21 protein-coding genes are annotated in these 17,985 nt (G+C 59.7%); 4 read left to right on the top strand and 17 right to left on the bottom strand.

Annotated features, from left to right (window positions below; translation table 11 throughout):
- Positions 1–28: 28 nt before the first annotated feature.
- The 8 genes from ACROSR_RS13145 to mobC all read right to left on the bottom strand — a co-directional run bounded on the left by ACROSR_RS13145 (position 29) and on the right by mobC (position 9,545).
- Positions 29–1,798 carry a hypothetical protein gene (locus ACROSR_RS13145; RefSeq protein WP_432685770.1) on the bottom strand — a complete coding sequence of 590 codons (1,770 nt, stop codon included), beginning with the start codon at positions 1,796–1,798 and terminating at the stop codon, positions 29–31.
- Positions 1,799–1,821: 23 nt separating this feature from the next.
- On the bottom strand, positions 1,822–3,525 hold the full coding sequence (locus tag ACROSR_RS13140; protein WP_432685768.1) for a hypothetical protein: 1,704 nt from the start codon (positions 3,523–3,525) through the stop codon (positions 1,822–1,824).
- A 307-nt stretch (positions 3,526–3,832) separates the two neighbouring features.
- Positions 3,833–4,060, bottom strand: coding sequence for a hypothetical protein (locus ACROSR_RS13135; RefSeq protein WP_432685766.1), 228 nt, complete (start codon positions 4,058–4,060; stop codon positions 3,833–3,835).
- Positions 4,061–4,206: 146 nt separating this feature from the next.
- Positions 4,207–4,680, bottom strand: a complete 474-nt coding sequence (locus ACROSR_RS13130) for a phasin family protein (RefSeq protein ID WP_432685764.1) — start codon at positions 4,678–4,680, stop codon at positions 4,207–4,209.
- A gap of 140 nt (positions 4,681–4,820) precedes the next feature.
- Entirely contained in the window at positions 4,821–5,228 is a 408-nt protein-coding gene (locus ACROSR_RS13125; RefSeq protein ID WP_432685762.1) for a DUF6880 family protein, read from the bottom strand.
- 13 nt (positions 5,229–5,241) lie between these two features.
- Positions 5,242–7,146 carry a type IV secretory system conjugative DNA transfer family protein gene (locus tag ACROSR_RS13120; RefSeq protein ID WP_432685760.1) on the bottom strand — a complete coding sequence of 635 codons (1,905 nt, stop codon included), beginning with the start codon at positions 7,144–7,146 and terminating at the stop codon, positions 5,242–5,244.
- On the bottom strand, positions 7,139–8,968 hold the full coding sequence (locus ACROSR_RS13115) for a relaxase/mobilization nuclease domain-containing protein (protein ID WP_432685758.1): 1,830 nt from the start codon (positions 8,966–8,968) through the stop codon (positions 7,139–7,141). Before ACROSR_RS13115 ends, ACROSR_RS13120 begins: the two co-directional genes overlap by 8 nt.
- Entirely contained in the window at positions 8,955–9,545 is a 591-nt protein-coding gene (gene mobC / locus ACROSR_RS13110; RefSeq protein ID WP_432685756.1) for a plasmid mobilization relaxosome protein MobC, read from the bottom strand. The genes ACROSR_RS13115 and mobC overlap by 14 nt, the downstream gene beginning before the upstream one ends.
- 280 nt (positions 9,546–9,825) lie before the next feature.
- On the opposite strand from mobC, the gene ACROSR_RS13105 reads away from it, so the two are divergent.
- Positions 9,826–10,086, top strand: a complete 261-nt coding sequence (locus ACROSR_RS13105) for a type II toxin-antitoxin system ParD family antitoxin (RefSeq protein ID WP_268954242.1) — start codon at positions 9,826–9,828, stop codon at positions 10,084–10,086.
- Positions 10,083–10,382, top strand: coding sequence for a type II toxin-antitoxin system RelE/ParE family toxin (locus tag ACROSR_RS13100; protein WP_432685754.1), 300 nt, complete (start codon positions 10,083–10,085; stop codon positions 10,380–10,382). The genes ACROSR_RS13105 and ACROSR_RS13100 overlap by 4 nt, the downstream gene beginning before the upstream one ends.
- Positions 10,383–10,454: 72 nt before the next feature.
- Here ACROSR_RS13100 and ACROSR_RS13095 read toward each other — a convergent pair whose 3' ends face one another.
- The 9 genes from ACROSR_RS13095 to ACROSR_RS13055 all read right to left on the bottom strand — a co-directional run bounded on the left by ACROSR_RS13095 (position 10,455) and on the right by ACROSR_RS13055 (position 13,994).
- Positions 10,455–10,694: a UPF0149 family protein gene (locus ACROSR_RS13095; protein WP_432685752.1), complete on the bottom strand. Its 240-nt coding sequence runs from the start codon at positions 10,692–10,694 to the stop codon at positions 10,455–10,457.
- A gap of 9 nt (positions 10,695–10,703) precedes the next feature.
- Positions 10,704–10,988: a hypothetical protein gene (locus ACROSR_RS13090; RefSeq protein ID WP_432685751.1), complete on the bottom strand. Its 285-nt coding sequence runs from the start codon at positions 10,986–10,988 to the stop codon at positions 10,704–10,706.
- A 9-nt stretch (positions 10,989–10,997) separates the two neighbouring features.
- Entirely contained in the window at positions 10,998–11,342 is a 345-nt protein-coding gene (locus ACROSR_RS13085) for a type II toxin-antitoxin system Phd/YefM family antitoxin (protein ID WP_432685749.1), read from the bottom strand.
- Between the two features lie 247 nt (positions 11,343–11,589).
- Positions 11,590–11,943: a single-stranded DNA-binding protein gene (locus tag ACROSR_RS13080; RefSeq protein WP_432685747.1), complete on the bottom strand. Its 354-nt coding sequence runs from the start codon at positions 11,941–11,943 to the stop codon at positions 11,590–11,592.
- Positions 11,944–12,375: 432 nt separating this feature from the next.
- Entirely contained in the window at positions 12,376–12,675 is a 300-nt protein-coding gene (locus ACROSR_RS13075; protein WP_432685871.1) for a hypothetical protein, read from the bottom strand.
- 257 nt (positions 12,676–12,932) lie between these two features.
- Positions 12,933–13,274 (bottom strand): hypothetical protein, encoded by a 342-nt coding sequence (locus ACROSR_RS13070; RefSeq protein WP_432685745.1) that lies wholly within the window; start codon positions 13,272–13,274, stop codon positions 12,933–12,935.
- The gene (locus ACROSR_RS13065; RefSeq protein WP_432685743.1) at positions 13,271–13,489 is read right to left on the bottom strand and encodes a hypothetical protein; all 219 of its coding nucleotides are present in this window, start codon (positions 13,487–13,489) and stop codon (positions 13,271–13,273) included. The genes ACROSR_RS13070 and ACROSR_RS13065 overlap by 4 nt, the downstream gene beginning before the upstream one ends.
- Positions 13,486–13,689 carry a hypothetical protein gene (locus tag ACROSR_RS13060; RefSeq protein WP_432685741.1) on the bottom strand — a complete coding sequence of 68 codons (204 nt, stop codon included), beginning with the start codon at positions 13,687–13,689 and terminating at the stop codon, positions 13,486–13,488. Before ACROSR_RS13060 ends, ACROSR_RS13065 begins: the two co-directional genes overlap by 4 nt.
- Positions 13,686–13,994, bottom strand: coding sequence for a hypothetical protein (locus ACROSR_RS13055; protein WP_432685739.1), 309 nt, complete (start codon positions 13,992–13,994; stop codon positions 13,686–13,688). The genes ACROSR_RS13060 and ACROSR_RS13055 overlap by 4 nt, the downstream gene beginning before the upstream one ends.
- 914 nt (positions 13,995–14,908) lie before the next feature.
- Here ACROSR_RS13055 and ACROSR_RS13050 point away from each other — a divergent pair.
- Together ACROSR_RS13050 and ACROSR_RS13045 are read left to right on the top strand one after the other, a co-directional pair.
- On the top strand, positions 14,909–17,377 hold the full coding sequence (locus ACROSR_RS13050; protein ID WP_432685737.1) for a pyridoxal-dependent decarboxylase: 2,469 nt from the start codon (positions 14,909–14,911) through the stop codon (positions 17,375–17,377).
- A 6-nt stretch (positions 17,378–17,383) separates the two neighbouring features.
- The coding region (locus ACROSR_RS13045; RefSeq protein WP_432685735.1) for a hypothetical protein at positions 17,384–17,985 on the top strand (602 nt) is incomplete at its 3' end.

The following is a 17,985-nucleotide window of genomic DNA, read 5'->3' as shown; positions in this document are numbered from 1 at the left end:
CTACAACGATATGGCTCTAGCGCCTGGCCTAAGAACTTCGAGCTTGAAGCACCTTTATCTCAGCGCCTATGTGAATGAATGCAGCGATGTTTTGATCGAAAACAAAGTCCAATGCCGTGCCGTAGCCTGAATTGGTTTGCGACATATCAAATCCCAGCCGGGTCAATGTTTCCGAAACTGATCCGCCCGTGTGAGCATCCGCATTCCGTAGGTCAGCCGTGAGAAAAAGAGGTGCTAGATTTGCATTGCGATCGGTGACCTCTGAGTCTTGGTGGCCACCGCTGAAATTGTCAGTCGTTTCTTGATTACTGTTTAGACGCTCAAGAATATTGGTCAGAATCTGCAGTAGTTTGAGACTGCCAAAGCTCTTGTAGCTCTTAGGATCGTGGCCCCCCTCATCAACAATCCGCCTCAAAATCCCGTTTGGTATTTTCTGCCATAGCTCGTGGATCTCTTTGCATCGGGAAAGAAATTGCTGCTCCGACATGCTTAGCGGGGCGACTTGAGCCAAGTGACTTAGCTTAGGGTAAGGCAACCAATGCTCGGCTTGTAGTTGCTCCCTAGAAACACCGATCAAGTCTTCGCATGTCAGGGCCCCCAGACCGAGGTCAGTTGTTAGCCAAGCGAGGCCATCCGCCAAGTCCAAAAGCGCCTCAAGAAACCTTTGAACTTTGGCAACGATGTGCTCTTCGTTTAGGTCGGTTTGATCTACTATTTTCTGTGGAACAACGTGTGCATGTGCCCAAACAATTTCCCTGTCGGGCTTCGGTTTATATAGTTCTCTCAGCCTGACTTGAATCAGGTTTCGCCCGACGCGTCTACAATCTGTGAATGACCATTGCCCTGAGTAAGAAGGATTGCACGTCCAATTTCCATGGGTCTGGAAAGGTGTGGTTTGGTAGAAGCTGTTTTGTTCGTACCTCTCAAGGAATCGGTCATCGAGAAAAATTGGTGTGGGTTCTACCAGAGCATTTGCACGCTGATGATCCATCGCCCCGGCAATGCCAGGCCAAGTCAAACCGGCGGCAGTTTGCACCGCGCACAGTTCCGGAGTGACTGCGCAAACCACAGCCCAAAGCTGCATCAGAGTCTTCCCGTTGATACGTCGAATGTCTAGTTCGTACCAACCACCTTCCGGCTTTGCAAAATAGTGGCCATTTTTCCCCAAAAGTTCTGATATCTCTTGCGTTTCTTGAATACTCGCCTCGTAGAAAAATACCCTTGTCCCGTGCTTCCCCTGCATCCAAAGGTATTTTCGTAGGTACTCGTTCGACATTCGCCAACTGACGTTCCGACTTGCCCGGTAGTAGTACGAACTGGAGACTTCGCCTTCAGCAACACCAAACTCAGGCAGCGATAAGTCATCATAAATCAGTCTCTGGTCGTCACCTCCGACACAACGGGGCGACAAACCAAGCGCCATCCATATTTTCTCTGCCAAGTGATAACTGTAAAATGATCCATTGCCATGAGACGCAACGACGTATTCGTGACCCGATACGCTAGGTGAATGGCCAGACAATCCGCCGAAATCATCAAATAAAGGAGTTGAAAAACTGACAACGCCATCTGAAACTTCACTAAAATCGGCAACAGAGAGCGAATCCGCTTCATTGGTCAAGGCCATGACCATGTGAACGTACTCGTAATCAGGTCCGTATTGGTCATGTTCATATCGGGCCGTAACTTCAGGTCGCTCAAATGGGTCCAACCCAACTGGGGTGAGTAGTGCCCGAAGCTTTGGCGAGATGCAGCTGTCAGGCAGGTTCAGTTCATGAAAGTAGTTAAGGGTGCTCATTTTCCCAAGCTATCTTCGAGTTCCTATTTTGGCAGCGTAGCCTTGATCACGTTTAATGCTGCAGCCAGCCGTTGTGACAGATCGCTGAAATGGTTCCTCAAAGTGCCATGGTGTTTGCGAGCGGTTGCTATTGCTAGGCGTCGTCCCTTTGGATCACCATGTGCCTTTGCAGGGTTGCGTAAAGCATGTAGCTCGCGAAGCGGAGCAACGGCATTTTTGGCCTGATCTTCGGTTCTTCCCGTTGACGCGAGGGCGACCTCAAGTACCTTAAGTGATCCCCAATCCTTTTCATAGACGCCCGTGTTGGCGTCGATTATCGCCCTCAATCCCTTGACGAGAAAGCCTTCTACGACGAGGTGATCTAGTGCCAGAATTTCGTCACCCCACTCCGAGGACGAATCCGTCACCGGATAGTGGACGGCATCGCGCATTTCCGAACCGCGCGTTTTCCACCAAGACGGCGGGTTTTGATCCAATTCGGCAATGATGCGCTTTACATCCTCCAAGAAATCATCTGTTGTTGTAAATTCGCCAAGAATGTCGGTTTGATATGCCCGTTCAGAAATTCCAGCCTTTGGCGCTTCGTTGAATGACTGCCAATATAACTGCTCATCATAGGGCAGATCCGCCAAGTAGCCGATATAGGTATGCACTTGCCCGGCCTCATTGATATCGTAAGTTTGAAGATGCCATGCGCCTCGACAACTTATGCTTCGGTCACCAAAAGTATATTTCTCTGGATCCGATTTGTACTTTTGAAGCACCTCAGGTCTAAAAAAGGCGGGCGAAATCTCCCACGGTAAGTTCGATTCGGTGAAATAATTGACGATGTGGTCGGGCGAGCACGAGGTTTCTACCAACTCATGCCCATTCTTGCGATCGATGATCAAAAAGGACGCATACTTTAGTCTGCTTTTGTCCTCTTCTTCTTTCCATTCTTCCGCCAGAGCCTCGGGAGTAAGGCTGGTGCGAACGATTATCTGCCCGTTGACATAGCTGGCGTGCTGAGGAACCTTGCGTTGCCTGTAAAATAAGTCCCTTGTCTCGAAAACATCTTCAGCGCCTTCGGGCCAGCCGGCGAACCCACCCATAGAAAACCGTGTGAAATCAAACAGGCTGACTAAACTGGTCCCAGTAAGCGCCATGTAGCTTGCCAGATCATGCGAGCGTATCGAGACTGCGCGCACTTGCTGCCAGGGATCATGGGTCACATCCAGATAGACAGAAATGATCGGCTCGATGTCTCCGCGATCATTTAGCCTGCAATAGGCATTTCTCTCATCCATGAAGTGCAGTCCAAGCGCATGCACAAGCTTCTGGCTGATTTCAATCGTAGGCTCGTAGTCCTTTACGCCTTCAAACGAGCGTACAAATACCAGCTTTTCGCTACCAACCAGAGACTTGCAGCCTGGGTAGTCCAGCGGTGCTTGCAGGTAAACGCGATGCCCCTCACCGCCACCATATACTCGCTGAATGATCCAAGAGTCATCTGGCATGATGTGAGCCCGGTCAAGATCAGCATGGTCGGGTGGGTCTAGCAGCTCATTGGGAGTCAATACCGAATGAATCAGCATGTGCGGACCGAATGCGTAGATCACGATCTCGTCGGCTTTCAGGTTGTCCTTGAGAATTTCGACGCTCTGGTCAGCGCTTTCTAGCCATTCGCCGCGATTTTCGTCCGGAATTCTTGCGATTGGTAAAAGCTTGTCCAACGTACTTTTGGGCATCCAGATCCTCGCTGGAGGGTGAAACGCAACTTTTCGGCCAATGTATGGCCTGCAATCACATCAAGGCCTCTAAAGCCTAACTCTGCTGTGTATCAAGTTCAATGTCAGCCTTTTTTTCGTGGCCGAAGCCTGTGGGCTGTTGCAGCGAACGGCCGCTCTCCGCCCCTCATGACGAATGCTGCATTTGCGAATACTATAGCCGGGGTCTGCGGCGCCGGATCAAATTCACCTGCCGACCGTTCGCGCCTTCGGTGGTTTCATCCTGCACGACGATGGGGCCGGGAAGCCCGGCCCCGAAGGCTCGTGATCAGGCCAGGTGTTCCTTGACCTTCTCGATCACGTCTTCGACCGACAGGCCGAGCCCTTCGAGCATCGACAGGTCGATCCCCTTGTCCTCGAGCATCGCCGTCACCGACTCGGGGTCCATCTCCGCGAGCGCGGAGAGGTCGATCCCGCTTTCGCTGATTTTTGATACGATCTCGTCCGAGCCACCGAGGGCGTTCATCGCCCCGCCCAGCATATCTCCAAGTCCCATGTTGTACTTCTTATTGATAAAACACGCGGCACTGCCGCCGGGTTCACCCTGCCATGTCCGCCCCCGAACCGAAAGACCCGCGCGGACCGCGTGCCCTTCGATTCCCAGGGCCGGCGCGGCTAAACTCCGGTCGGCCAGCCGTCGGTTTACTTGTCGGTGGATTTCTTGGCGGCCGGGGCCTTGGGCGCGGGGGCCGCTGCAGTCTTGCCGGCCGCTTCTGTCGCGCTCTTGGCGGTTTCGGGGGCGGTGTTCTGCATGTCCTTGCCGGCGGCCATCAGAACCTCCATCGTGTCCATCTGCAGCTTCTTGGCGATTTCAGCGAATTCGGACGCATGCTGGGAGGCCAGCTCGGACTGGGCCGAGGCGAAGTCAGTCATGGCTTGTGAATAGTCGGCCGGGTCGTCCTTCGCGGTCGCGGTCTCGCCCGCCTTTTCCAGCGTGGCCCTAGTCCATTTGGTCGACACCTCTGTCGATTTCTCGGCGGCCTCCAGCGCGACCTTGGTCATCCGCTCCATCATGGCGGCCTGCGACTTGAACGCGTCCTGCAGGGCCGCGTTATCCATGGGCATGGACCCCATCATGTCTTTCATCATCTTGGTGTAGTCGTCGGCATTGGTCATGGCGTTACTCCTTGGTTGCGATGATCGCAGAGCGTCTGGCATGACCCCTGCGGGCAGCCCCCTTCTATATGCTGCAGCGCAGCATTTCAACAGGCGATGCTGCGCTGCAGCGTCCGCGCGAACTTATCCGGGAGACGCAGCTACCCGTCAGCGAGGCCCCAGAAGCCGGGCTTTCGGCGGTGATCCTCGCGCAGGCTTGCCAGGAACGCATCGTGGGTCGGGGGATCACCGTAATCCGCGATGGCTGTATCGCAGGCCGCGCATGCAGCAAGGTGCCGGGCCGCGTGGCGGTAGCGTTTCGATTTGGCGCCCCGCAGTGTGTAATCGATCATCGCGCGGCGCATCAGCGTCGCGGCGAGCGCTTCGGCGGCAGGGGTCAGCGTCTCGAAGCGGTCCTCATCGAGACCCTTCGAGCAGAATAACCGGGCGGCCCGTGCGGGGGCCGGCCAGTCCGCCAGAAGCCGGATCGCGCCGTAACCGGATGCGCCTGCGCCTCGACACCAACGAGAGCCGCGGCCTCGGCCTCCATGTGCTCGAAACCCACCCACCCTACCAGACCGCTCACTCTTGGCCAGCCCTGTCCATGAACCGGTCCAGCCGCGCATTGCCCTCTTTGTAGGCGTCTGCATCGGGCGCGGACTCGGTCGCGGCATCGGGGTCTCGCGCTTCCATGGCATCGATTTCATCGCGTCTCTTTCCGCCGCGGCTTTTACCCGGGGCTCCAAGCTTCCCGGATCGGGCCTCCGGCACATCCAGCGCCCCGACCTTTGCCTCCAGCGCACGGAGCTGGCCCTGCAGCCCGCGCATCTGGTCTCCAGCTGAGGGGTACGGCAAGTCACCCGTCTGTTTGTCGTAAATCGCCTTGAAGAAGCGGTCGTCGTAGTACTTGATCCGCTTCGCGCGCACGGGCATTTGCGCGTCGACCACCATGACGATGTCACCCAGATCCATGCGCCGGGCTTCGTCCTCGGGCAGCAGCGCGGTTTCTTCGGTCCGCTCGGACATGCTGCGCCCGGCAAATGGGTTGCGGCCAACCGAGCGCGACCGGGTCACCACGCGTTTCGTGGTCTTGCCGACGGCCTTGCTGAGCTCTTCGATGGTCTTTTCATCCGAGGGGGTCAGGTAAAGCTTGATGCCGGCATTGCCCTGCAGCGCGCGGCGGGCGTTTTCGCCATAGATTTCATCGAGGGCGGGGATGGTCTGCGTGACGATCGCCAAGTTCGCCCGGTAGGAGCGCAGGGTCTCGATACTGTCCATCACGATGGGCATTTTGCCCAGGCGGTTGAACTCGTCGAGCATGATCATCACCGGCCAGGGCTCATTCTTGCCCGGCTCGTGATCCTGCAGCGAGGCAAGAAGGTCCGAAAAGAACAGCCGGATCAAGGGCGCCAGCGGTTTTACCATCAACGGCTCGACCACCAGATAGACGCTGAAGGGCGCCTTGCGGATATCGCGGAAGTCGAAGTCCGAGGTCTCGGTCGCGCGGTCGATGGCGGGGTTTGACCATTGTTTGAGACCAGAGGTCATCAGCAGCGAGAGGTAGGAGGTCAGCGTGTCATTATTGGTCGAAGCCATGCGCATGAAGATCAGCTTGGCCGCAGGATTGACCACCTCATCGGCGCGGCGGCGATACTCCTTCTGCTTGTCGCCGCCCGAGGCCGTGATGCGGTAGATCTCGCCCAGGGTCGGCCGCTTGCGCTCGAAGGCCAAAAGCCCGGCCGCGACGAAGAGGTCGATACCGCCGTCGAGAAGGCCCTGCACGCGATCACTGTCAGCCTGCAGGAAGAGCGACGCCAAAAGCTGTAGCTCCATCTGCTGGCGATCGACATTCTCGAGAGATGCGATGCGCAGGAGGGGGTTGTAGCGATGCGAGCGGCCATCCTTCCAATCGGTTGGGGCAAAGCGGAACACCCGGTCACCCTGGGCGGCACGGTGACGCGCGGTCGCCTCGAAGTTCTCACCCTTGACGTCCAGTACCACCGCGCTGCCCTGATAGGTCAGCAGGTTCGGGATCACGAAGCCCGTGGTCTTGCCGCGTCCCGTGGGGGCCACGATCAGGGCATGTGGGAAGACCTTGGACATCACGAAGGGCGCGCGGCCGCGGGGCGCGCCCATCTTGCCCAGGATGAAGCCGTGGCCGGGCTTGCCGAAAAAGCCGTTGCGCTTCATCTCCGCCCGCGTCTGCCAATGGGTTTCGCCAAAGCGGGTGAGTGCGTCATTCATCAAGACGGCGCTGAGGAGCAGTCCGGCACCCGCATTGATGCCGATGATCAGATGCACGATCTGCATGTCAGCGGGGTTGGTGACGCGCAGATCGCCATAGCTGCGGGCGATCAAGAGGAAGTCAATCTCGGCACCGATACCAAACCAGCGGAAGGTGACAAAGGCCGAGGCCAGGGCATAGCCGAGCGTGGCGCCAAGCAGCGCAAAGCTCAGAACCCCGAGGGCGATGCGGGCCTTACCCATGGCTCACGCCCTTTTCACCGTCGGTCTCTGCATGGCGCGCGCGCTGGACGTCGATCTCTTCATTGGCGATCTCGTCGCGCACGTGCTCCATGGCCGCGCTGTTTGCCAGCGCGGCATCGCTCTGCAGATAGGCCTTGGCCATGTAGAGCCGGTCCAGCCGGTCTTCGAGGATCTCATCGAGCGCCGCGTCATTGCCCATGGCCAGTTCAGCCGTGCGCTCCTCGCCGATCATGTCATCAATTTCTTCACGCAATGCCGCCCGCTCAGCGGGATCACGGAACGGATCAGCGCTCGGGTCATCGCGCAGGCGGGTCATCACTTCGGCGGTGGTCGGCGGCAGGTCAGCGATATCGGGATCACGGACGGCGCGCTCTAATCGCTCTGTCTCATCCACGGCCCCGCTGTCGCGCAGCACCTCGGCCTCAGCCAACACGCGGCCCAGATCACCATGCGCCGCGTCGAGCCGATCGATGGCCGCCTCAAGCTCATCCGCCCGGTTCAAATCCAGTCCCTCTGTCTCGGCAATGGCCTTGAGGTCCTGGCTCAGCCACTGCCGCTCCAACGCAGCATTGTCGGCGCCCAGCTCGACACGGGCAACGACGTCTTGCGCGGAGATCCCGGTGCCTTCGAGCGCGCGTTCGACGCGCTCTGCCAGCCCTGGGGCCTGCAGCCGCTCGGCGGCCTCATGGTCGATGTTTGCAGTGGAATAGACCCCGCTGGCCGAAGGGGCGTCGAGCAGCGTGTGGGATTGCGATCCGATCGGGCTCAGATGCGAGATATCGCGGTAAATCTCGTTGAGCTCATGCTCCAGCGCCACGCGCCGATCCGGTGGGGCCTCAGCGACCACGCGCTCGGCCTGGGCAATCTTGTCATGGAACGCGTCCACGACCTCGTCGAATGAGAGCTGGTCCTCTGCCATGCCATATACCTTTCCATCTGCTGTGATTGCCTGACCTTGCCCGAGCAGCGTCGCCGCCCGGTTCAGGGCTGTCGCGATCTCCTCATGGGTTTCGCGCGAGGCCTCGGCCGCAAGCCCGCGATAAAGCCGGGCGTGCCCGGCAATTTCCACAAGGGCCCGGTCAAGCTCGGGGCCCACGCGCTCCCGCTCGCAAACCGTCTGGCCGCTCTCCATGGAGCGCCGCGCCTGCGCATCGGCCGGGGCCTTGGTCACCACGCCGCGCTCCGCCCGCCTTGTCGCCTCGAGCCGCAGACCGTAGCGGTCGCTCACCTCCACCATCGCCTCACGGAAAGCGTCATAGTTGAAGTGATGGTCCCGCTTGAGAAAGAAGATCTCGCCATCCTTGCTGCGCCGGTTCAGCACGATATGCGCATGCGGGTGGTCACGGTCCTCATGGACGGCGGCGATATAGTCAAAATGGCTGCCCTCGCCCTGAAAAAAGCGCTCGCAGATCTCGCGGGTGATCTCGCCGACATCCTCACCCCGTGTGCCGATGGGAAAGGCCATCAGCAGATGCGACGTATGGCCAAGCTTGGGATGGAACCCCTCGTTCCATTGCGCAGCAAAACGGCGGGTGACCTGTTCGGCTTCCTTCTCGCTCAGCCGCTCCTGCCCGTCATAGGTGCCGCGGCTGTCGATGATCATGCTGGATTTCGAGGTAAGGTAGCCAAGCTGATTGCGCAGCTGCGCCCGGGTATGGGTCCCGCCACCGCGAATGGCTTTGAAGATCGCGGGCGAATGCCCCATGGCGGCGCGTACCATCTGCTTCTGGCGCGCCCGCGGGACACTGCCACTGATCCGGCTCCAGTCGCGGTCGAAGAACGCGCTCTGGGCCGCGGCCATGGCGGTGTTATTCCGGGCCATCAATTGCCCCCTCCAGCACCCGTGCGACCTCGGCTGAGAGCGCACAGCGCCGACGCTCGGCCATCTCCTGCACCTGGTCGGCGATATCAAAAACCAGCGTGCCCAGGGCCCGCACCTGGGCATGGGCGCCGTCGGCATAGGGCGGGGTCTTGCCGCGCCGCTTCGCCTCGTTCAGCCGCTGCGCGATCTGGTTCACGTTATTGCCAGCGCGGTTCAGCGCCGCCGAGAGCCCGCGCATCTCGAAGGCCAGATCATCATCGGGCACGAAGAGATCACTGGCGGCACCGATCAGCCGGCGCAGCGCCTCGGCCCGGCTCGCGATCTCGCGCCGGGCCAGCACCGCGTCGAAGCGAGACAGCTCCTGCGCCGTGAGCCGGACATTCACCACCTCGCTGCGTACCCGCCCGTCGATCTGGCGGCTCCGGTCGGTCTGCAGCGTGTAGTAGATCGTCCGCGATGTGACACCAAACTCCCGCGCCAGATCGGCCACCGGCACGCCCTGCCCGCGCTTGCGCACGATGGCGAAGCGCTGCTCCTGGCTCAGCCGGTTCACTGGTTTGGCGCGGGATCGGGCCATGTGAAGTAATCACCCCTATTTCTTGCCACTCTCATACAGGCAGCACCGTTATGACGCTTCGTCATAATTGTTGCAATACTATCATATTGCAACAACTGCCTGTATTCCGTTTGGCAGCCAAGGGCTGCCTCTTTCGCCGGGGGGCAGAATGTCCCTCCGGCGGGTCTTCATGCTCCGGGTCGATCCCGGTCGTGAAGGGGCTCTGGGTAGGGGCCCGCGCTTGATTCATGCCGAGAGCATCGGTATATTCAAATAGAATATAGGTGGAGTGAGAACGACCATGGCCAGCACATCAATGACCCTCGGCCCCCACTGGGAGGGTTTCATCAAAAGCGAGATCGAGGCGGGGCGCTATGCAACCGCATCGGAGGTCGTGCGCGCCGGTTTGCGGGAGCTTGAAGAACGTAGCACCAAGCTTGAGGCGCTGAGGGATCATCTCGCCACTGGGCACGCGGAGGCGCTGAGAGGCGCCTATGTCGACACCTCGGCCGAAGACATCATTACTCGGGCCAAAACGCGGGCAGCCGGCTCCGATCAATGACCGCAACTTACAGGTTGACGCCAGCAGCCCTTCGCGACCTGGACAACATCGCAGATTACACGCTCGCGCACTGGGGCGTGGACAAGATGGATCGATATGTCCGGCGCCTGATGGAGCGCTGCGCGTGGCTTGCAGGCTACCCCAACGCTGGCAGACGCAGGCCGGATATCCATCCCGAATACATGTGCTTTCCGGAAGGCAAGCATCTGGTCTTCTACCTTTCAGAGGCGGACCAAGTCACCGTCATCGGGATCGTGCACCAGTCCATGGATGTGGTCGCGCATTTTGACGGGTGATCTTAGGTTGTGCGCAGGTTCCTTCGAGCAGTGATGGCGGGCCCGAAGGCCGCCCCCGGAGTCAGTCTTAGATTACCGCGGCCGCGGCGCGGCGGCGCTCGTCATGGCTGAAGTCGTCAAAGCTCTCGGCGGCGAGCCGGTGCCGTTTGCGCCCCAGACATGGGGCAGCAATTCACCGGGCAGGATCATCTCCGGGCTGACCAACAGTCCGGCGAAAAACCCGTCCAGTTCTGGCAACAACATGCCGCCCGCCTCTTCCGGGATCGAAAGCAACAGGGCGTCGAGCTCGTCCAGGTCTTTGTCGCTGAGCATCCGCTCCTCTTAGCGCCAGTTTTGTCCTGGAATCATGAGGTCCAGCACATGCACCTCGTTCGTGTCTTCATGGTATTCGTAAAGGTAGGTGTAGCCCTCAAGCGCCAGAAAGCGCACCCCGCCCTGGAAGGGCGCGCCAGCCTCGGGGAAGTCTGACAGGGTGCGCGCCATGCGCTGGTGAATGCCCTCAAGGAAATTCAGCACATCCGGGATTTCGCTGGGGTCAACGTGGTCGATCAGGCGCAGGATCGCTCCATCCACCTCGGGAGCGAGAATGATCGTCGCGTTCTTCATGCAGGGCTATCAGGAAATGCGGGACAGCGCGCGGTCGCGCAGCGACGCAAAATAGGTATCGTCCGCGACAAGGCCATTGCCCTCAGCAATCGCCTTGCGCCCGGCCTCCAGCCGCCGGTTGATCTCCAGCTGTGCCATCAGCGCATCGAGTACGGAACGTTTGCCCTCTGCCACCTCGGTCTTGAGCGGGTCAGCCAGGAAAGCATCCGCCAAAGCCTGAACATCCTGCATCGAGAACATTGCGGCGATCTGGCGGTTGTTCTTCGTCACCATCACCGGCTCACGGTGGGTCGCCTCCAGAAGGCGGCCAAAGCTGTTCTTGGCCTCAACGGCCGTCACGGTTTTCATGGTCATACTCGCAGGGGTTACAAGCTATCATTGGACAGTATAGCCAGAATGGCTTGTTTTGCAAGTTTTTGAGTGTCGAGCCTTGGATGCGTTCCCGCTTGCCGCAACCTGGCCCCACGGATAATCCAGTTTCCCCCTTGGCGCTGTCATCTGACCCAAACGCCCCGTACCGACAAGCGGGGTAGATACGCCGCGACGGCGCAATGTGGTGGGCTGCCTTGGGGATGGCGGGCCCGAAGGCCCGCCCCCGGGATCAGTCTTCGACGACCGCGGCCGCGGCGCGGCGGCGCTCGTCGTGGCTGAAGTCGTCGAAGCTCTCAGCGGCGAGGGTGGCACCGTAGACGGTGGTGCCGTCCTGAGCCTCCCACTGGCTCTGACGGATCGTCCCGCGCGCGTGGACGATATCGCCGGGGCGGACGTTGGCCTTGGCCCAGGTGATGGCCGCCTCGTTGAACAGGGTCACCTCGTTCCAGAAGGCGTTGGGCTGGAAGTTGCCCTGATCGTCCTTGCGGCCGTACTCAGCCGCGATGCTGATGCGCAGGGTCGGGCCGACCTCCTTGAGTTTGCCAACCCGGCCGATGATTTGGAATTCGCTGAAGCTCCGCATGATCTCATCTCCTTTTCAATGCGTGGTTCGATGGGAAACGCCCGGGCCGGGACGGGCTGCGATCCACTGCAAAATCGGAGGGTCCGCGACGCGGAAACCGGTTTTGTGGTTGAAGGGCGCGGCACCGACGCGCCCGGTCGCCAAAGCCCGGCCCGCGCCAAAGGTCGCGTTTTGAGAACCCCGCAGAAAAGGTGGGGCCCAGATCGGCATGCGCGCGTCAGACCTCCAAATCGGCCGGGTGCTATGACCAGTGGTCGGCATCTCCAGCAAAGACATTCGCGCGCCTCGACCAAGAACGGGGCATACCAGCCAAGGCCTGAGAACGACCGGGACCCATGAGACAAGGCGGCCCGGACCGTGGCGGAGCAGTCCGGGCCGGAGCAGCGACCAAGCCCCCGGGCAGACCGGTCTCGATCGCAGGCAGAGCCGGCGTCAGGGCTTGTGGCTGTCGATCCAGCGGCTCAGCATCTGCCGATCCTGAAAGCATTCGTCTGGAACATTGGTGCGCTTGATCGCGGCGAGGCGCTCCGCGAAGGCAACCTGCTTTGACGTGGGACGGCGCGCCGCGTCTGAGGCTTGGGCGCTCGCCTTCTGCGCATCAATCCACCGCGACAAGGCCCTGCGGTCCTGCTGCGCTTGCCAGGGCAAGATCGCATTGGTCTGCATTGCAAGCTGACGCGCATAGAGAATTTGCTTTTCCGTCGGCGGCAAGGTGCCCGGCGCGGACATCATGGTGGCTGTATCAGACATCGGGGCAGCTCCTCTGTTGATGCGCCAAAACTGGAACAAAGCATGATCAAAGTCAAGTATGTTGTGCTTATTTACAAAATATACGCAACATATGGTGTCGCCACTTGACGCCTCACCGTCTGACGCGGTCGCCAGCGTGCGACGCGCCGGTCCGGTCGGCGGGCGGGCCAGCCCCGCATGCCGACCGGACAAAATTTTGCGCTCCGCACCGCCAGCAGCGGGCTGGCGGTGCGCTCGGGTCAGTGGCTCCAGTGCTCCGTGCCAGCGCGGGTCACGAAGAGTTTCTGGCCATACATCCGCACCGGCCGCGTGCTGCCATCGCTGCATTCCACATGGCCGCAATTGCCGTCATACTGTGGATGCTCCGGCCACTCCGCGCGGGTGCTGAAGCCGGTGACGTTGTAGCACCACGGGCCGGGCGTCGCTGGGCCCGGCGCATAGGTGAACACACCCGTCGCGGGGTCGTGGTCCTCAAGCACGCGGGCAAACTCCCGCGCGACACGCCACCCGTTTATCTCTCCGACCTGCCAGCCAGTGCCATCCGGGCGGCGCAAGTCCTGAACGATCCGCACTCTGGTCATGCCTGCCCCTCCTGCTCAGAGGGGGCGACAAAAAACTGTTCCGGCTGGCCATTGAGACGCGTGCCGCTCCGGTCGGTCAGCCCGATGGTGTCGCCATTCCGGGTGAACACGATGAGGTATTCTCCCAGGCGGTCACGAATAACGCGGTAGCCCGGGTTGGCCCAGTGGACGCGATGCCTCGCGTCCACGGCTACCTTGATCTCCTGCAGGGTCATCTCAGCGCCTCCTCGAGCATTGCGATGGCCACAAGGCAATCGTCGATGAAAGGGCCTTCCTCTCCTTCAAGATCGTTCAGCTCCAACCGGCTCAGGGCGCTGTAAAGCGCGGCCCTGGCCTCCTGCGCGGCGCTGCGCAGGGTAAAGGTATCTTCAACGCGGGCGGTTGCGAGGTCGTCGCTGTGATGTTCACCGCTCATTGCCCGGCTCCCGTCCCGGTCTTCCAGCGCGGGGCGATATCCTTCAGCGCAACGGTGAACGGCGCGAGCTGGTCAAAACCGTTCGCGTTCCCCACCACCTGCACTATGGCGCGGGCTTCTCCAACCTCGAGGATTTCCACGGCGAATACGCCGCCCATGCCGGACGGCACGACGATCTCCTTCAGGGCAGACCGGTGCTTGCCGCAAAAGACGCAAGCCGAATAGAGCCCGGCGATGATATGGCCGCCGGTGGTGCGGTCGCAATCGCAGGTCCAGAATTGCGGGGGGTGATATGTGTGAGCCATCTGTGGCCTCCTTCCGATTGACGCGGTTCGGGGCGTGTCGCCTCGCCTTCCGCCTTTGGGCTGCGCCTCGGCCAATCTGATCTGACCGGAAACGCATGTTTCCGGCGGAACAGAGTGGCTGAGGGCAAAGCCCGACCCACGGCCCGGGAGCGGACAGTCAAAGGATCGCAGACGGGGATGGTGCGGCCCGCAGGCCTTGGGCCGAGGACACGGTCCCCGGCGAAGACGACGCGCATGCGGCGCTTGTCTTTTGACTTTCCGATCCCGGGATGTTGGGCGGATCTCCAAAAACAGGAACAGGCCTGCGCGGGGCTGAGCGGACCATAGGTCCGTCGATGCCGCGCGCAGACATTTGCACCATGTCGCCCGTGCGCATCAGCCCGGGCTCCACTCTCATCTTGCACGAAGGGGCGTCACCCGCATGGGCCGAGACAGCGTCCCGCTGGCTCGGGTCCGGCTGGCCGGACTAGAACCTGGTCACGGCAAGGACGTGCCACAAGGAACGTCGGCAATGCGCAGAAAGCGCCATTTGCAAAGTTGCACCTTGATCTCCCGAGGACCTCGTGGATCGCGTCCAAAATGCTGCTTCGCGGCACGTCGAACCGGCCGTTCCCCACGAACGCAAAGTCGGTATTTGCTCAAAAATGACGCTGCGCCGATTCTCCTGCTCGTGCATCTTGCAAAGCCCATCCACGGGGCCGCGATCTTCGGTGCGGCCCCGACCCGGGATCAAAGCAAATCATACGTAGCGGAAATCGTGTGAATATCGGGCGCATACCATCTCTGAATGTGTACTGAACCGATATGGCGGTAATCAAACTTTTTTGTGGAGAAAGTGTCCATTAGTCGTTACCATAGGTAATAAAATGGGTTGATCATGTAACTTACGGAGTTTCTAAAATAAGGAGATAGGAATGGTTATCAGTCGGCAGCGCACAAAAATCGTGCGCAATATTGACGAATTTCGGCGAGACTTCTTTCAGGACAAACTGAGCCTCGATCGTCCCGGCGGCAGCCTTCCCGCTGCCTGGTTCCTGGGACCAAAGGCCGAGAACGAAGACTTTCTTCGCGAGATGATAACGCTTGCGATCGACGAAGCCGTCAAGTCCCGCCACGACTTCAAACCGGATGATCCGACAACCTTCTCGATCAAGGAACTCGAGGACGCCGGCTTCAACACTGGACGGGAAATGTTCAAATCCCGGTTTAAAGAGATTCTCGGCTTTCTGCAGGGCTCCGTGCCAATGGCCAGCTACCGCAACCAGAGCCACATGTATTGGGACACGACCCTTCCCAGCGTCGTCGGATACTTTGCGACGATGCTTTACAATCAGAACAATTGCACACCCGAAGCCTCGCCGATCACGACGGCCCTTGAGATGGAAGTGGGCGATGATCTTTGTCGGATGCTGGGCTATACCATCCCCAACCGCGAGGACGTCAGACACGGGGCGATCCGGCCTTGGGGTCATATCACTTGCGATGGGAGCGTGGCCAATATCGAAGGTATGTGGGCGGCGCGCAACATCAAGTATCTGGCGGTCGGACTGGCTGCAGCGATCCGCCATGACCCAAATATGGCGCAGGCGCGGGATGTGACCGTCACCACTCTACAGGGCAAGCGTCACAGGCTTCTGGATCTCGACGCCTGGACACTGCTGAACCTACCGATCGACCAGGTGATCAAACTGCCCACACGCATCGCCAAAACTGCCGGCATCGATGAGGAGGTGCTCAAGGCGGCGCTCGCCTCGTATTCCGTTCAGGACCTTGGGCTATTGGAATTTCACCGGAGATTCCTGCCAGACACGCCTGCTCCCGCAATTATAACGCCAGCTACGGCGCATTACTCTTGGATCAAAGCGGGCTCACTGCTGGGGCTTGGTCGCGCGGCAGTGCACGGCATCCGGGTCGATCTCGATGCCCGCATGGACGCAGTTTATTTGCGACGCATGCTTGAAGACTGTCTGAAAGAGGGGCGTCCTGTCGTGCAGGTGGTCGCCGTCATCGGCAGCACAGAGGAAAGCGCGGTCGATCCGCTGCATGAAATCGTAAAAATTCGCAACGAATTCCGCGAACGTGGGCTGGAGTTCTCGCTCCATGCCGACGCAGCTTGGGGCGGGTATTTCGCATCCATGCTGCGCGAGTCGAATCTTGACAGGCAATACGATGCCGCAACCTCCGACACGGAACGTGCCGATATCGAACGCGAGATGGTCAAAGCCTTTGGTGTCGACGATCCCGATAGCGTGCCGGATGCTGAAAAACTGAAGGACTGCACATCCGAGGCAATCTTTAACCGCCGGAACGTCATGTTCGCACCCGGCCTGCATCTGAACGAATATGTGCGCCGGCAATACCGCGCCCTGAAGCACTGCGACACGATCACGGTCGACCCGCACAAGGGCGGCTTCGTGGTCTATCCGGCCGGCGCCTTGTGTTATCGCAACGGCGCGCTGCGACAGCTTATCGCCTTCGCCTCGCCGGTGGTCCAGCACGGCGACATCGCACAGTCGGTTGGCTTTTACGGGGTTGAAGGCTCCAAGCCCGGCGCGGCGGCAACCGCAGTTTACCTGTCGCATAGCCTGATACCGGCGGACCGCACTGGCTATGGCGCACTGCTCGGCAAGTGCATGTTTGCAAGCAAGCGCTTCTATGCGGGGCTGGTCAGTATGGCAGGACCCGAAGATCCATTCTACGTCACAACGCTTCAGCGGCTGCCCGCAGAGAGAGTCGGCGCGCCTCGCACCGATGTCCGCAAGCAGATCAACATGATCCGCGAGCAGATCTTTGCCGCGCCGGACGACGATCACCTGATGGCGGCACTGGCACGGGATTTCGAACTGCGCGAACTGTTTTCCGAGATGGGCTCTGATCAATGCATCGTGGCCTACACCTTCAACTACATCGACCGATACAGCCAGAACCGCAAGATTTCGCGGCTCAACGAGCTGAACGAGCGCATGTTCGAAGCCATGAGCATGCAAAAGTTCAGCGACGACGGAGTGCCCGAAGTCGACCTTCTGGTGACCGCATCCAGTTTCGACCCGGATGTCTACGGGCAGGAATTCGTGGATCACTACGCGCGCAGGATTGGCGTGAACCCAGAACCGGGCGTGGGCATCAAGTTCCTGATATCCACCCAGCAAAATCCTTGGATGACCCAGACGAAAGAGGGAGATTTCACGCCCAACGTGATCAAGGCCTTGGGCGATGTGGCACGCGACGCTGCGGCCTACGTGATCGAACAGCACAAGTACGACGACGGCAGAGAATATTACCACGGTGCGTCATCGCCCTATCAGGGCCCCGACCTGCCTTCCGCAGGCAATCCACCGACCAACCCGCGTGGTTTGGCCGCTTCGAAGACCAAAGGAGGCTGATGCAAGATGTCGCACAACAGCCACCACGAAGCACCCGCTCCATCAGCAGCCTCCGAACCACAGTTCGCCTCCGTTGTCGACAATCCTCCCCATCTTCATGCCTTTTCCTTGGTGGGCGACAAGCATGTCTTTGCCATTCACATGACGCAATACCATCACGAGGTGCACAAATACCAGATCGCCTACCATGTTGAATTGCCGGATTTCGTTCTGGATGAGTACCGACAGGTCCGGCGCAACAATCCGGGCGATTTCATCGTAATGTGCAATCACGCGCAGGATCCTTTCATAATACCGGCAATCCCGGCAGGCGAAAAACCGACCTTCCGCGCCAACATCTTTCAAGGAATGCCGTCCTTTCCGCCCGAGTTCCTCGATGACCCGCACTTCTTTCCTTGGGATCCGATCAAGGTCGTTCGACCAATCTCGGGGGATTTCACTGCAACGGTCGGGCGAATGGTCATGTTTCGCCCCTTCGCGCATCACTACCAGCAGCCCAAGTTCGCAACCTACCTGCTCTTCGGTGAAGGTGATGAAGCGCATATGACCAATCTTCAGACCGCGAGCCTCGCCAGCGGCCAATTCGAGCCCGATGCCTTCGGTCCCGA

The sequence above is a fragment of the Roseovarius tibetensis genome, assembly GCF_050896375.1.
Classification (GTDB): domain Bacteria; phylum Pseudomonadota; class Alphaproteobacteria; order Rhodobacterales; family Rhodobacteraceae; genus Roseovarius; species Roseovarius tibetensis.
This window is presented reverse-complemented; position numbering and strand designations above follow the sequence as displayed.